Consider the following 14114-nt stretch of genomic DNA (forward strand, 5'->3'; position numbering starts at 1 on the left):
CGCAAGGGCGTCTATAGATAGACCGCCAACAGCAAGAACAAGGAAGATCCCATGCGTATCCTCGTGGTCGGCGCCGGCGCCATCGGCGGCTATTTTGGTGGCAGGTTGTTGCAGGCCGGCCGCGACGTCACATTCCTGGTCCGGCCGCGGCGCGCCACCGAGCTTGCGAGCGCCGGCCTCGTCATCAAGAGCCCGAATGGCGACGTGACCTTGAACGATCCGCCGACCGTGCAGGCGGACGCGCTCAAGGACAAGTTCGACGTCGTGCTCTTGAGCTGTAAGGCGTTCGACCTCGACGACGCCATCAAGTCGTTCGCACCGGCGGTCGGGCCGAACACCACCATCATCCCGATGCTCAACGGCATGAAGCACCTCGACACGCTGGATGCCAAGTTCGGCAAGGAGCGCGTGCTGGGCGGCCTCTGCGCCATCGCCGCGACGCTGAACGATAAGCGCGAGGTGGTGCAGCTCCAGCCGATGCAGTCGATCAATTACGGCGAGCGCGGCGGCAGGATGTCGGAACGGGTGAAGGCGATCGACGAGGCCTTCAGGAGCGGCATCGCTGGCGCCACCGCCAGCGAGAACATCATGCAGGACATGTGGGAGAAGTGGGTGTTCCTCTCCTCGCTCGCGGCATCCACCAGCCTCATGCGCGCCTCGGTCGGCAACATCCTTGCGGCTCCCGGCGGTCGGGATTTCCTGCTCGGCATGCTCGATGAGACCAGCGCGATCGCGACCGCGTCGGGCTATCCGCCGGGCGGGCCGTTCTTCGAGCGGGTGAAGGGCAATATCACCACCGAGGGCTCGCCGATGACCGCGTCGATGTTCCGCGACATCAAGGCGGGCCTGCCGGTCGAAGCCGATCACGTCATCGGCGATCTCATCGCGCGCGCCGATGCCGCCAAGGTGCCGGTGCCGAAGCTGCGTATCGCCTACACGCATCTGAAGGCGTACGAAAAACAGCGGGTGGGATAGCGGCCGGCCACACACTCGGTGTCGTCCCGGATCTGCGCGCGCTTGAGGCGCGCTTGTCCGGGACGACGAACAGCTATTTCAAATGCGCCAGATAATGCGAGACCGCGGTGATTTCCTCGTCGCTCATGTGATAGGCGACATCGGCCATCGCGGCGACGCCGCCGCCGACGCGCTGGCCGGCCTTGTAATCGTGCAGCGCCTTGACGAGATATTCTTCGCGCTGGCCGGCGAGCCGCGCAACCGCCTTGGTGCCGGCATAGCTATCCGTGTGGCATGAGGCGCAGCGGCGGCCCGCGGCAACCTGCGCGCCTTTCTTCGACAGGTCCGGATCTTTGTCATCCGGGCCCTTCGGCGGCGTCAGCTGGGAGAAATAGGCGCCGAGATTGCGGATGTCCTCGTTGTTGATCTCCTCGACGATCGGCTGCATCTGGTCGTTCTTGCGCGAGCCAGCGCGGAAGAACACGAGCTGCCATTGCAGGAATTGATCAGGCTGGCCGGCGAGCGAGGGAATGTTCTCGGTCTGCGAGATGCCGTTCTCACCGTGACAGCCGGCGCAGACCTGCGCCTTGGCCTGGCCGGCGGAGACGTCGGCGGCGCGAGTGGCCGGCGCAATCAGAAAGCTGGCTGCCAGAGCTCCAAACCAAACGGCTCGCATGGATGATTTCTCCGACTGTCATTGCCGGGCTTTGACCCGCCTGCGAGGCCGAGGCCTGTTCGGTGGGCGTAGGCCCGGCAATCCATCCCATTGGTGAAACGTTTCTCGTTTGGTGGATACCCGGGTCAAGTCCGGACATGACGAACCTGTTCCGCTGCGAGCCTGCTGCGTCAGACAAAAGAGGCTGCAGCCGTCACCCGGTCGCAGCCTCGTTCTCGTGTCGCGCTACTTCTTGCTGTAGCTGATGCGGTAGATCGCGCCGGCCCAGTCGTCGGCAACGAGGATCGATCCGTCCTTGGCGAGGATGATGTCGTCGGGTCGGCCGAGATAGCCCTGGTCGCCCTCGAGCCAGCCGGAGGCGAACACCTCCTGCTTCGGGTTCTTGCCGTCAGGCCCGACGATCACGCGTACGATGCGCGCGCCCTGGTACTTGTGACGATTCCAGGAGCCGTGCTCGGCGATCAGGATGTTGTTCTTGTAGTCGGCGGGGAACTGGTCGCCGGTGTAGAACTTCATGCCGAGCGGCGCGACATGGGCGCCGAGATTCAGCACGGGCGGTGTGAACTCGGAGCATTTGTGGCCCATCGCGAACTTGTCGTCAGGCAGATTGCCCTGGTGGCAATAGGGATAGCCGAAATGCTCGCCGATCCTGTTGATCATGTTCAGTTTGTCTGAGGGCAGATCATCGCTGATCCAGTCGCGGGCATTCTCGGTGAACCAGTATTTGCCGGTGCGCGGATCGACGTCGCCGCCAACCGAGTTGCGGACGCCGAGCGCCCAGATCTCGGCGTTGCCGGTCTTGGGATCGACGCGCCGGATCTGCGACACGCTGGTCGGCGGAATGCCGATGTTGAAGGGCGGGCCGAACGGAATGTAGAACCAGCCTTCCTTGTCGACCGCGATGTACTTCCAGCCGTGCGCGGCATAGGACGGCATGTCGTCATAGACGACCTTGCCCTCGCCGAGATTGTCGAGATTGGCTTCGGCGTTGTCGTAGCGGATCAGCTTGTCGACGGCGATGACGTAGAGCGCGCCGTCCTTGAAGGCGAGACCGGTGGGCATGTTCAGGCCCTTGAGGATGGTCTTGACCTCCTTCTTTCCGTTGTTGTCCTTGATGGCATAGACGTTGCCGAGACCGAACGAGCCGACGAACAGCGTGCCCTTGTCACCCCAGGCCATCTGCCGCGCGGCAAGCACGCCCGAGGCGTAGACCTCGATCTTGAAGCCCGGCGGCAGCTTGATTTTCTTGACGATGTTGGCGAGCTCCGTGTCGGAGGCGCCGGTCGGCGGGCCCGAGGGCGGCGCGAGACCCTTTTGCGCCTCGGTCTCGTCGCCGAGGAACCAGTCGTCCGGCGGATGGGTCCAGAACTCCTTGGTACCGGATTCGTATTTCTTCAGCGCCCGGTTCTTGTCCTGTTGCTGCGCATTGACAACGCTGGTCCCGGCAAGAAGGGCCACGGCCGCAAGCGCCAACACGGATCGATGGAACATCGATGTCATCGCGTCACTCCCCTAAGGCAGCCGTGAGGGCTGCGCGTTATTTTGTTTTGCTAGTCGAGAGGCGAAGTTTTTGAGTCCGTCGGGACGACAGACGTAAAAAGGTTAGCACATCTGCGAGCCCTGAGAAGCGCATCGCGTGTGCTGCGGTTGTGCTCCGAAAAAATTGAGACGCAATGTCAATGAGCGGGCGGACGCCGCCGCGGCAATGCTCTCGCTGCAGCGCGAAATCAATTGGGCACGCGGATCGCTTGCAGGCGGCACGAGGGATCATACAAAAACGCGAAAACAACCCCATGCACAGTAGAACGGCTCAGACCGGCGCGCTCCCGGTGACGTCGAACAGGCATTTGAAACGTCGAGCAAAACAGCAATCGCGGCGCTTACGAAGCGACGGGGTAGGGCCCATCCTCGAACACCGTGTCATGATAGCCTTTCGACCCGATCTCGCGCGCCAGGGTGCTGCGAAAATCGCGGTCATCTCGCAGGCTGCGCAGCACATGCGCGAAGTCGTATTCGGGCCGCCAGCCGAGCTCCCGCCGCGCCCGTTCGTTGACATAGACGCGGTCGATCGCGGGGAAGAGCCGCCAGCCGCGCACCGCATAGAGCTGCGCACATTCCGGATTGAGCTCGCGCACGACACCGGCGGCATCGCGCGCAAGCGCTTCGAGATGACGTTGCTCGAACGGGCTCGTGGCCGAGACGATGTAGCGGGCGAACCCGATTCTGGGCGCGCGCTCGACGGCCAGCAGATGGGCGCTGACCGCGTCCGCGATATCCAGCCGGCGATAGAGCAGCTCGTTGGCCTGCGCGTTGTCGAGCGCGTAAGCCGACCGCATCGCCGGATCATCGTCGTCCTCGGGAAAGAAGCGCGAGGTCCGCAGGATGAGGACCGGCAGGGCGCGTTCGCGAAAGAACAGTTCGCACAGGTTCTCGGCCATCAGCTTGGTCGTGCCGTAGATGTTCTTCGGCACCGGCGGCAGGTCCTCGGTGACCCACACGGCGGTCTGCCCGGCCTCGGGGCGCAGCTGCGAGCCGAACGCGCTGGTGGTGCTGGTGAAGACGAAGCTCTTCACACCGGCCGCCGCGGCCGCCTCGAGCAGGTTGAGCGTGCCGGTGATATTGGTGTCGACGAAGTCTCGCTTGCCGTGGGTCGCCACATGCGGCTTGTGCAGCGTCGCGGTGTGGATCACTGCAGTGATGCCGTCCATCTGCGCTCGCACAAGCGCCGGATCGACGATCGAGCCGACGGCGTCGGTGAAAGGGGAGGGCTTCAGATCGAGCCCGCGGGCAGGCGACCCGCGCCCATGGAGCGTCCGCAGAATGGCCTCGCCGAGGTGGCCCGCGCTGCCGGTGACCAGAATTGTCATTTGAGATCCAATACAGCCGTCAGCTGCGTGGAAAACCACGGCCCGATCCGGTTTGGCTGGATGCTCTGGGAAAATTTGGAGCGGGCGAAGGGGCTCGAACCCTCGACCCCGACCTTGGCAAGGTCGTGCTCTACCACTGAGCTACACCCGCATCCTGTGTCGGTCGCGTGACGCGCCGGCAACGGCTGTCGTATGCCAAAAGCGGGAGGGGAATGCAACAGCTACCCGCGGCATAGATTTGCAATTGAGGACCCCATATGGACCCCGAACGTGGCCAAATGGACCGAAAAAGCTCCGGAACCGGCGAATCGGGGCGCCTGGATTGAAATTCGGCCCATCCGGCCCAATTTAGGAGCCGACCACAAGCATATGATGCGGCGGCATGCTAAAGAGCCGCCATTCCAGCATGACGAGGGGATCCCGTGACGATCATCGACCAGGGTAACGGAGCGGCGGGCCCGGCTGCGGCCGACCTGATCAAGGACACCACCACCCAGACTTTCGTGAAGGATGTCATCGAGGAATCGAAGCGCCAGCCGGTGCTGATCGATTTCTGGGCGGAGTGGTGCGGCCCCTGCAAGCAGCTCACCCCCGTGCTGGAGAAGGCGGTGAAGGCGGCCAAGGGCAAGGTCAAGCTGGTCAAGATGAACATCGACCACCATCCGGCGATCCCGGGCCAAATGGGCATCCAGTCGATCCCGGCCGTGATCGCCTTCGTCAACGGCCAGCCGGCCGACGGTTTCATGGGCGCGGTGCCGGAGAGCCAGGTCAATGCCTTCATCGAGCGGCTGACCAAGGGCGTCACCGCGCCGGGCGAGGTCAACGTCTCCGAGATCGTGCAGGAGGCCGAAGCTGTGCTCGCCGAGGGCGACACGGCGGCGGCGGCGCAGATCTATGCCGAGGCGCTCCAGCATGATTCGACCAATATCGCGGCGCTTGCGGGCCTTGCGAAGTGTTACGCCGTCTCCGGCGCATTGGAGCAGGCCAAGCAGACGCTGGCCATGGTGCCGGACTCCAAGCGCAACGATCCGGCCGTGAAGGCCGTGCAGACCGCGATCGATCTCGCCGAGCAAGCGAAATCGCTTGGTCCTGTCGCCGAGCTGGAACAGAAAGTCGCCGCAAACCCGCTCGATCATCAGGCCCGATTCGACCTCGCCACCGCGCTCAACGCGCAAGGCAATCGCGCGGCGGCGACCGAGCAGCTCCTCGAGATCGTCAAGCGCGACCGCAAGTGGAACGACGACGGCGCCCGCAAGCAGCTGGTGCAGTTCTTCGAGGCCTGGGGCGGCACGGATGATGCAACCGTCGAGGGACGCAAGCGTTTGTCGACGATCCTGTTTTCGTAGGGACGTACTGGCAACGCCAGGGGGACCGGGCAGATGCCGATCAACATCGAATATCGCGGGCCCGCCGACCTCCCGGAGATCATTCCGGTGTTTCCGTTGCCGGGCGCGCTGCTGCTGCCCCGCGGCCAGATCCCGCTCAACATCTTCGAGCCGCGCTACCTCGCGATGGTCGACGATTCCTTCCGCGACGGCCATCGCCTGATCGGCATGATCCAGCCGGACGTGGCGCATTCGCCGAAGGATTCCGACAAGCCGGCACTGTTCCGCGTCGGCTGCGTCGGCCGCATCACCCAGCTCGCCGAATCCGGCGACGGCCGCTACATCCTCGAGCTCACCGGCGTTTCGCGCTTCAAGGTGGTCGAGGAGCTCGAGGTGCTCACCCCCTATCGGCAGTGCAAGGTGGACTTCTTCGCTTTCGTCGACGACTTCACCGCGCGAAGGGGCGAGGAGGAGGTCGATCGCGAGGCGCTGCTGGCCGTGCTGGCGGATTTCCTGAAGGCCAACAATCTCAAGGTCGACTGGGAGGGCGTCGAGAGCGCACCCAACGAGGCGCTCGTCAACGCGCTGGCGATGATGTCGCCCTATGGCCCCGCGGAGAAGCAGGCGATGCTCGAGGCGCCCGACCTGAAGACCCGCGCCGAGATCCTGATCGCCGTCACGGAGATGGATCTCGCCAAGAAACGCACCAGCGGCGATCCGCCGCTGCAGTGAGGGTCTGAAAGCTCACGCAGCGCGGACGGCTGCTTCGTCCCGCCGCAGCATTCTGGCGATGTCGGATGCAGGCATCGGCCGGCTGAAATAATAGCCCTGCGTTTCGATGCACCCTTCCTCACGGAGGATGTCGAGCTGTTCCTTCGTTTCGACGCCTTCGGCGGTCGTCGTCTTGCCGAGGCTGACTGCGAAACGAACCACTGCGCGCGCGAGATGGCGCGCCTCGGCCCGCACGCCGGAGAGTTCGTCGACGAAACTGCGGTCGATCTTGACTTTGTCGAACGGGAATCTCTGCAGAAAGCTCAGCGATGAATAACCGGTGCCGAAATCGTCCAGGGCGATTTGCACGCCGAGTTCGCGCAACTGAGCGAGCACCGCAAAGACGGCTTCGCTGTCATGCATGATCACCGTCTCGGTGACCTCGAGCTCGAGCCTGTGCGGCGCGAGTCCTGAACTCGCCAGCGCGCCGACGATGACCGGAACGAGCTCCTTGCTCCTGAATTGGGCGGGAGACAGGTTGACCGCGATCCTGACAGATGTCGGCCATGTGGCAGCTTCCGCGCAGGCGGTCCTCAAGACCCACTCGCCCAGTGGCACGATCAAGCCGGTCTCTTCCGCAAGCGGGATGAATTCGCCGGGCAGGACCAGGCCTCGCTGCGGGTGATGCCAGCGCAGCAAGGCCTCGAAGCCACAGGTCTCGCCGGTCGCGGCGCTGACGAACGGCTGGTAGTGAAGCTCGAATTGACGGCCAACAAGCGCATCCCGCATGTCGCGCTCGAGGTTGCGTCGCGCATGCATCAGCTCGTCGAACTCCGGCTCGAAGAAGCGGTATGCACCACGTCCACCGCTCTTGGCCGAGTAGAGCGCGAGATCCGCGCTCTTCAGGATCACGTCGGAATCGTTGCCGTCCCGCGGCGCGATGGCAATGCCGATGCTGGTGCCCACCGTAACCCGGTGATCGCCGAGATCGAAGGGTTCGCAAAGCGCCTTTCTGATGTTCTCGGCAAGGGCGGCGGCCTCCACGGCCGGGTTGGTCACGTAGTCGATGACCGCGAACTCGTCGCCGCCGAGTCGCGCGATCAACGCGGTTTCCGTGACGCATTCGCGCAGACGCGTGGAGACGGCGCGCAGCAGCGCATCGCCCGCCGGATGTCCAAGCGTGTCGTTGACTTCCTTGAAGCGATCGAGATCGAGCATGAGCACGGCCAGATCGAGGCCGCCGTTGCGCGTCACCGCAATCGCATGCTCCATCCGCTCCCTGAGCAGCACGCGATTTGGCAGATCGGTCAGCGCGTCGTGTTGCGCCATATGGGTGATCTTGGCCTCGGACCGGCGTTGCTCGGTTACGTCGAGATGCGTGGCCACCCATCCGCCGCCGGCCATTGGCTGTCGCGTCACGCGGATCAGCCGGCCATCCGCAAACTCGTCGATCCTGCTCGAAACTGCATCGAACGGCAGGGCCGCCAGTTTCGAGATGAATTGCTCGGCAGCGCATTCGCTGGAATCGCCCTTGAGAATGCCCTTCGCGATACGATGCCTGATGATGTCGGTATGCGATGTCCCGGTCCTCAGCAGCTCCGGCGGCAGCTGATAGAGTCGGGCATAACGCTCGTTGCAGACCACAAGCCGCTTTTCGGCGTCGAACATGCAAAGACCCTCGACCATATGATTGATCGCCGTATCCAGCCTGAGCGTCTGTTCCTGTAGTTCCAGCTGCGAATCTTCGAGCTGCTGCCGGGCGAGCGAAAGCTGGCTGATGATCTCCTCGAACCTGGCGGTTCGGCTTGCCAGGCGGCGATCGGCCAGCACGCCGATCAGACTCATCCCCAGCACGGAAAGTGCGACACCGGCGATGGCAAGTGCGAGGAAACCCGGAGAAAGCGAGAGCTTGTCCGTCGCGAGGGTGGGGTCCGGCGTGATCTGCACGGCGCCCATGGCTGTGAAGTGATGCGACACGATGGCGAGTGTGAGCAGGACGGCCGCTCCCAGCGTGCCCCGATAGTCCTGGTAGGTGAGGGCAACTGCCAGCGCTGCGTAGCCGAGGCACATGCCGAGAATGATCGAGACGATTACCAGGTCCACCGACCAGGCGACCCGGCCGGGCACTTCAAGGGCCCACATCCCCACATAGTGCATGCTGGCAATGCCGCCGCCGATGATGACGCCGCCCGCCATCGCGCCCCAGCGACCGGACGTGCCGACCGCCACACCGAAGCCGACCGAGGTCAGAACCATGGCCGCGGCGAGCGAGAACGCCGTCAGCACGAGGCCGTAGCCGGTCGTGACACCCGGCTCATAAGCGAGCATCGCGACGAAATGCGTGGCCCAGATTCCGTAGCCGATGGCGGCGCCGGCAATCGCGATCCAGATCCACCGCGTTCGCGCGCGCGTCGCGATCGCACGATGAAAGATGTTGGCTGCGACGATGCTCGCGACGAAGCAGACCAGGCCTGCGAGTACGACGAGCCGCAAATCGTGCTCGGCCGTAAGACATGAAAAAACGCGGAACATGCAAATCGCTCCCTCGTCAATACTATCGAGGATTGAGCCGATCAGGCTTTGTCCGCGTTAATTTTCTGCAATGCCCGGTTGCATGCCTATCGCGAGGTAAATGTTTCCCCGCAAATGACGCCAGTTGGGGGTGGTTGTGCGGGTTAAGACGGCTCCGCCCCGTGAAACTACGTAGCCCTGTGGCTGCTCGGGAACTCGACCGGTTCGCTTAGAGATGATGCCGGATCCGCTTGCGGCCGGTGATCATCGCCCGGATCAGGTTCTCGCGCTGAAGAAGTCCCATCAGCAGCACGCCGAGCACGTGCAGCACCACCAGCACGATGACCGCATCCGATGAATAATGGTGGGTGTCCTCGACCCACCAGAGGCCGAAGAAGGTCACGGTCACCGACATCGCGCCCGTGATCGCCGAGACGGCGACCGCGAGCAGCAGCGCCACCAGCATCATCGTGCCGGCGGGATTGAGTCCGATATAGCGGCCGGTGATGCCGCGGCGCAGATTCCAGAGATAGCGGGGCGCGACAAGGAGCCGGACGCCGACCATGCGGAAACGAGAGTAGCGACCGCCCCAGAAACCCCAGACGAGACGGAAGACGAGAAGCCCAAGGACCGTATAGCCGACGATGCGATGCAGCCGGTCATAGACGGTGGGCGTGAACCACGCGGCCAGGATGCTGGCCGCGAAAGCCCAGTGCCAGAGTCGCAGCGGCAGATCCCAGACTGCGACCGTCCGCGAAGCGGTTCGATCCGCGGGGGCCCGGTCGGCCGGCCCGCGCGCTTCTGGCACCGCTTTTTCGATCAAGCCGGGATGATCCTTACTTGGCGATCGTGTGCTTCAGGCTGAGATCTTCGGGGCTGTAGAACAGCTCGTAGAGCTTGCCTTCCTTGACGCCGTAGACCTCGTAGCACGAGCCTTCGATCTTGGAGCGCCGCACCTCATAGCCCAGCGCCTTGGCCTTGGCTTCGGCTTCGCTGGCCGGCTTCCACGACGCCTTGTCTAGCTTGGTGCAATCCTTGAAACCGTCGGCCAAGGCCGTCGATCCCGCGCCGATTCCGATCGTCAGTGCAATGGCAACAACACGAATGACCTTCACGAACTCTCCTCCTCTCGTGGACGCGCCGCGAAGCCGCGGAGCGCACCGAAGGAAGCAAAGAAGGCGGTGAAGTCAATCGCGTACGGCCCTGGTTCGCTTTAGATAACCTCTAACATGCGCGAAAACATGAGAGCTCTCTGCGCACAATGCGGATTTGGCCCCACCGCTGCAGCCTTACGCCTCACGGACCGGATGCGCGGCGCTAGTAGCCTGCGACCGCGAGCGCGACGACTGCCCCCATGCCGACCCAACCGAAATGGCGGCCACGCGTGGCGAAAGCATTGGCGAGGGCTGCAAAGCCGAACACGATGGCGAGCGTGGCGACGATCCAGTGCCGGGCGAGGCTCGATTCCAGCCGCGGCGCAACCAGCAGCAGCACGCCGCCGCCGATCCACGCCACGGTGCCGGCCTGCCATACCAGTCGGATCAGCGTGCGCAGGCGCGGCGGCTCGATGCTGGCGCGGGCGAATACCTTGCTCTCGCCGAGCACGCCGTGGATCAGCGCGATGAGGATCGCGACGGCTCCGGAACATTGCAGGAGAAGGTCTCGCATCGGGCATGCTCCATCCGTACAGCACTGTATGGACATGCACCCACTTGCCCGCGGCTGTCAATACACTAATGTATGGCCTCCATCCGGAGCCAGGCATGACCGAGCAGCTTTCCGCCGACGACTGGATCAAGGAGGGTTTGAAGGCGCTCGGCAAGAACGGCTTCACGGCGCTGAAGGCCGATCCGCTCGCCAAGTCAATGGGTGTTTCGCGCGGCAGCTTCTATTGGCATTTCGCCGATCTGGCCGGGTTTCACGCTGCCGTGCTGAAGCGCTGGCGCGAGATCGCGGCCGAGCAGATCATCGCAGATGTCGAAGCCGCCAGCGACGAGCCGCTCAAGATGCTGCTGTGGAGATCCTTTGGCGCGCGGCTCGACCTCGAGCGCGCGGTGCGCAACTGGGCCGCGTTCGATGCGACGGCGCAAGCGGCGGTGCGCGCAATCGATCGCCGCAGGCTCGACTATATCGAGGCGCTGCTGGAAAAGCGTGGGCTGGCTCCGGCGACGGCGCAGGCCCGCGCGCAGATCCTCTATTGGACATTCCTCGGTTCCGCCCTGTCAGGCCCGCCGCTGCCGGCGGCGCGGCTTCAGGCCGTGCTCGACGAGCTCCTAGGGATGCTCGTCGCTTAGACCCGTGATGCCGGACGCGAATTTCTGTGCTAAAGGCAGCCGACTGCCGGAGACCCCCATGAACGTGCCCACCGAACGTCCCGAAGCCAGCGTCGACCCCAAATTGCTGGAGATCCTGGTCTGCCCGCTGACCAAGGGCCCGCTGGAGTTCGATTCGGCCAAGCAGGAGCTGATCTCGCGCAGCGCCAAGCTCGCCTATCCAATCCGCGACGGCATCCCGATCATGCTGCCGGAAGAGGCGCGCAAGATCGATTGAAGCTTGCGTAGCCGGTCGCTCGTTTGGAGCAATGCCGGCGCCACATCCTCGGTGTCGGCCCTGCGAAGGCCGGGACCCGTTACCACCGAATTGCGCTGTTGCGCGAGCTGGTCACCTCGAGTCTTCGCAACACTCTTGCTGCGGAGTATGGGTCCCGGATTGCGCGCTTGGGGCGCGCTTGTCCGGGACGACGCGAAGAGAGTGAGGCGCGAGCGCTCTCTAAACTTGCGCCTTACAACGCCTCGCCCTTCAGCAGCCGCGGCACTTCGCCGGTGAGGCCGGCGGCCTGGCGGATGAAGAGGTTCTTCAGCGGCGGGGCGCGGTCGACGAGGCCGAGGCCGATGTCGCGCACCGTGCGCAACAGCGTCGACTGATTGGAGAACAGGAAGTTCAGCGAGTTGGTGGCGACGCCCATCGCCATGGTGTCGAAGCGGCGCCAGCGCTGGTAGCGTTCGAGCACGTCCGCCGCGCCGAGATCCATGCCGAGCCGCGCGGCATCGACCACGACCTCGGCCAGCGCCGCGACGTCCTTCAGCCCCATGTTGAGGCCCTGGCCGGCAATGGGGTGGATGACGTGGGCGGCATCGCCGACCAGCGCGAGGCGCTCGGCGACGAATGAACGCGCGACGAAATAGGACAGCGGAAACGCGCGCGGCTTGTCGAGCACCTTCACCTCGCCGAGATGCAGGCCGAAACGCTGCTCGAGTTCGCTGTGAAATTCCTCGTCACTGAGCCCGATGATGCGCGCGGCCTCGGCTCGGCGCTCGGTCCATACCAGCGAGGAGCGCTTGCCCGAGAGCGGCAGGATCGCGAAGGGACCTGCCGGCAGGAAGTGTTCTTCGGCGCGGCCTTCGTGATCGCGTTCATGGCCGACGGTGACGACGATACCGGACTGATCGTACTCCCAGCCATGGGTGACGATACCGGCGCGCTCGCGCAGTCTTGACCGCGCGCCATCGGCGGCGACCAAGAGGCTGGCTGCGATCACGCTGCCGTCGCCAAGCGTCACGTCGATGCCATCGGAGCGCCCGTCGTAAGACACGACCGTGGTGGCGCGAAGATCGATGCCCTCGGCCTCGGCGCGCACCACCAGCGCATCGATCAGGCGGCGGTTCTCGACCATATGCGCAAACGGCTCGCCCGGCGCGACATCGCCGGCGAAGTTGAGGAACACCGGACGGGTGGCGTCCTCGAGCTTGGAATCCGTGACGACCATGTCGAGGATCGGCTGCGCCTCGCCCCTGACGTCGTCCCAGGCACCAATCGCCTCGAACAGGCGGCGGCAGGCGGCGACGATCGCGGTGGCGCGCGGGTCCCGGCTCGGCCGCGTGCTGAACGCGGGATCGGCGACGATGACGGGGATCTCGGGGCCGAGCCCCTGGCGTAGCGCCAGGGCCAGCGCGAGCCCCGCAAACGCGCCGCCACCTATGACAATGCTACCCTGTACCGACATACCAAGCTTCCCGGTCAATTCTCGGTCTTGCTAGCAGACTTGAGCTGGGCGAAACAGTGCGGTGAAACAAGGGCGGAACGGCTTCGTTCCGTCATTCCGGGGCGCCTCGAAGAGGCGAACCCGGAATCTCGCTCAACAACTTCTGGATTCCGGGTTCGCGCTCACGCGCGTCCCGGAACGACGACGAAAGCGAAAGCGCGCCGATGTCCAAAAGCCTGATCGACCTGATCTCGATCCTCGACCTCGAACAACTCGAGGTGAATTTGTTCCGTGGCAACAGCCCGAAGACGAGCTGGCAGCGGGTGTTCGGCGGCCAGGTGATCGGGCAGGCGATGGTTGCCGCCTGCCGCACCGTCGAGGGCCGGCTGCCACATTCGCTGCATTGCTATTTCATCCTCCCGGGCGATCCGCAGATCCCGATCATCTACCAGGTCGAACGCCTGCGCGACGGCAAGAGCTACTCGACCCGCCGCGTCACCGCGATCCAGCATGGCAACGCGATCTTCTCGATCATGGTGTCGTTCCACGCCGACGAGGAGACTTCATTCGATCATCAGGACAAGATGCCTGATGTGCCGCCGCCGGAGAAGCTCACGGCGGAGGAGGTGGCGAAGCAGCCGATGTTCAAGGAGATGCCGGAGTTCATCCGCCGCTACTATGAATCGGATCGGCCGATCGAGCTGCGTCCGGTCGAGCTCGGCCGCTATTTCGGCCAGAAGATCGAGGACGGCCGCATTCACGTCTGGATCAAGACCGCCGCGAAGCTGCCAGACGATCCGGCGCTGCATATGTGCGCGCTCGCCTACGCCTCCGACTTCTCGCTGCTGGATGCGATCATGGCGCGCTACGGCCGCACGCTGTTCGACAAGCGAATGATCCCGGCGAGCCTCGATCACGCGATGTGGTTTCACCGCCCGTTCCGCGCCGACGAATGGCTGCTCTACGCGCAGGATTCGCCGAGCGCGCAATCAGGCCGCGGCCTGACCCGCGGCTCGATCTTCAAGCCCGACGGCACGCTGGTGGCGTCCGTTGCGCAGGAAGGCTCGGTGCGCGAGCGGAGATAGCGC

General features: G+C 64.3%; 14 protein-coding genes and 1 tRNA gene. 6 read left to right on the plus strand and 9 right to left on the minus strand.

The annotated features are described in order from the left end of the window. Positions 1–51: 51 nt before the first annotated feature. Positions 52–975, plus strand: coding sequence for a 2-dehydropantoate 2-reductase (gene panE / locus EAV90_RS18825; RefSeq protein ID WP_122400295.1), 924 nt, complete (start codon positions 52–54; stop codon positions 973–975). 73 nt (positions 976–1048) lie between these two features. Here the strand turns inward: panE and EAV90_RS18830 are convergent, their stop codons facing one another. The 4 genes from EAV90_RS18830 to EAV90_RS18850 form a co-directional block, all read right to left on the minus strand. Next, positions 1049–1630, minus strand: a complete 582-nt coding sequence (locus EAV90_RS18830; RefSeq protein WP_122400294.1) for a c-type cytochrome — start codon at positions 1628–1630, stop codon at positions 1049–1051. A 225-nt stretch (positions 1631–1855) separates the two neighbouring features. Next, the gene (locus tag EAV90_RS18835; RefSeq protein ID WP_129144335.1) at positions 1856–3130 is read right to left on the minus strand and encodes a PQQ-dependent sugar dehydrogenase; all 1275 of its coding nucleotides are present in this window, start codon (positions 3128–3130) and stop codon (positions 1856–1858) included. A 380-nt stretch (positions 3131–3510) separates the two neighbouring features. After that, positions 3511–4497: an NAD-dependent epimerase/dehydratase family protein gene (locus tag EAV90_RS18845; RefSeq protein ID WP_164937012.1), complete on the minus strand. Its 987-nt coding sequence runs from the start codon at positions 4495–4497 to the stop codon at positions 3511–3513. A gap of 76 nt (positions 4498–4573) precedes the next feature. Next, positions 4574–4648 (minus strand) — tRNA-Gly (locus tag EAV90_RS18850). Positions 4649–4919: 271 nt separating this feature from the next. Here EAV90_RS18850 and trxA point away from each other — a divergent pair. Together trxA and EAV90_RS18860 are read left to right on the plus strand one after the other, a co-directional pair. Beyond that, positions 4920–5843 carry a thioredoxin gene (gene trxA, locus EAV90_RS18855; protein WP_122400291.1) on the plus strand — a complete coding sequence of 308 codons (924 nt, stop codon included), beginning with the start codon at positions 4920–4922 and terminating at the stop codon, positions 5841–5843. A 33-nt stretch (positions 5844–5876) separates the two neighbouring features. Next, a complete protein-coding gene (locus tag EAV90_RS18860) occupies positions 5877–6554 on the plus strand; it encodes an LON peptidase substrate-binding domain-containing protein (protein ID WP_122400290.1) in 678 nt (225 codons plus the stop codon). Between the two features lie 12 nt (positions 6555–6566). On the opposite strand, the gene EAV90_RS18865 is transcribed toward EAV90_RS18860, so the two are convergent. The 4 genes from EAV90_RS18865 to EAV90_RS18880 form a co-directional block, all read right to left on the minus strand. Next, complete coding sequence (locus EAV90_RS18865; protein WP_129144337.1) at positions 6567–9065, minus strand: EAL domain-containing protein; 2499 nt, start codon at positions 9063–9065, stop codon at positions 6567–6569. Between the two features lie 208 nt (positions 9066–9273). Beyond that, entirely contained in the window at positions 9274–9867 is a 594-nt protein-coding gene (locus EAV90_RS18870) for a cytochrome b/b6 domain-containing protein (protein ID WP_208738514.1), read from the minus strand. A gap of 13 nt (positions 9868–9880) precedes the next feature. Continuing rightward, positions 9881–10159: a PepSY domain-containing protein gene (locus EAV90_RS18875; RefSeq protein ID WP_122400288.1), complete on the minus strand. Its 279-nt coding sequence runs from the start codon at positions 10157–10159 to the stop codon at positions 9881–9883. 202 nt (positions 10160–10361) lie between these two features. After that, positions 10362–10712, minus strand: a complete 351-nt coding sequence (locus EAV90_RS18880; RefSeq protein WP_122400287.1) for a hypothetical protein — start codon at positions 10710–10712, stop codon at positions 10362–10364. 95 nt (positions 10713–10807) lie between these two features. On the opposite strand from EAV90_RS18880, the gene EAV90_RS18885 reads away from it, so the two are divergent. Both EAV90_RS18885 and EAV90_RS18890 read left to right on the plus strand, forming a co-directional pair. Beyond that, entirely contained in the window at positions 10808–11338 is a 531-nt protein-coding gene (locus tag EAV90_RS18885) for a TetR/AcrR family transcriptional regulator (protein WP_122406313.1), read from the plus strand. Between the two features lie 58 nt (positions 11339–11396). Beyond that, complete coding sequence (locus EAV90_RS18890) at positions 11397–11594, plus strand: Trm112 family protein (protein ID WP_122400286.1); 198 nt, start codon at positions 11397–11399, stop codon at positions 11592–11594. Positions 11595–11826: 232 nt separating this feature from the next. Here EAV90_RS18890 and EAV90_RS18895 read toward each other — a convergent pair whose 3' ends face one another. Beyond that, on the minus strand, positions 11827–13047 hold the full coding sequence (locus EAV90_RS18895; protein WP_122400285.1) for a ubiquinone biosynthesis hydroxylase: 1221 nt from the start codon (positions 13045–13047) through the stop codon (positions 11827–11829). A gap of 203 nt (positions 13048–13250) precedes the next feature. On the opposite strand from EAV90_RS18895, the gene tesB reads away from it, so the two are divergent. Next, a complete protein-coding gene (tesB, locus tag EAV90_RS18900) occupies positions 13251–14111 on the plus strand; it encodes an acyl-CoA thioesterase II (protein ID WP_129144338.1) in 861 nt (286 codons plus the stop codon). Positions 14112–14114: the final 3 nt, after the last annotated feature.

Origin of the sequence: Bradyrhizobium vignae, assembly GCF_004114425.1 — a bacterium.
Taxonomy (GTDB): domain Bacteria; phylum Pseudomonadota; class Alphaproteobacteria; order Rhizobiales; family Xanthobacteraceae; genus Bradyrhizobium; species Bradyrhizobium vignae.

What these genes read in the sequence shown, in the direction of transcription:
- panE (WP_122400295.1), top strand. Translation starts at nt 52, where the DNA reads ATGCGTATCCTCGTGGTCGGCGCCGGCGCCATCGGCGGCTATTTTGGT.
- EAV90_RS18830 (WP_122400294.1), bottom strand. Translation starts at nt 1,630, where the DNA reads ATGCGAGCCGTTTGGTTTGGAGCTCTGGCAGCCAGCTTTCTGATTGCG.
- EAV90_RS18835 (WP_129144335.1), bottom strand. Translation starts at nt 3,130, where the DNA reads ATGACATCGATGTTCCATCGATCCGTGTTGGCGCTTGCGGCCGTGGCC.
- EAV90_RS18845 (WP_164937012.1), bottom strand. Translation starts at nt 4,497, where the DNA reads ATGACAATTCTGGTCACCGGCAGCGCGGGCCACCTCGGCGAGGCCATT.
- EAV90_RS18860 (WP_122400290.1), top strand. Translation starts at nt 5,877, where the DNA reads ATGCCGATCAACATCGAATATCGCGGGCCCGCCGACCTCCCGGAGATC.
- EAV90_RS18865 (WP_129144337.1), bottom strand. Translation starts at nt 9,065, where the DNA reads ATGTTCCGCGTTTTTTCATGTCTTACGGCCGAGCACGATTTGCGGCTC.
- EAV90_RS18880 (WP_122400287.1), bottom strand. Translation starts at nt 10,712, where the DNA reads ATGCGAGACCTTCTCCTGCAATGTTCCGGAGCCGTCGCGATCCTCATC.
- EAV90_RS18885 (WP_122406313.1), top strand. Translation starts at nt 10,808, where the DNA reads ATGACCGAGCAGCTTTCCGCCGACGACTGGATCAAGGAGGGTTTGAAG.
- EAV90_RS18890 (WP_122400286.1), top strand. Translation starts at nt 11,397, where the DNA reads ATGAACGTGCCCACCGAACGTCCCGAAGCCAGCGTCGACCCCAAATTG.
- EAV90_RS18895 (WP_122400285.1), bottom strand. Translation starts at nt 13,047, where the DNA reads ATGTCGGTACAGGGTAGCATTGTCATAGGTGGCGGCGCGTTTGCGGGG.
- tesB (WP_129144338.1), top strand. Translation starts at nt 13,251, where the DNA reads ATGTCCAAAAGCCTGATCGACCTGATCTCGATCCTCGACCTCGAACAA.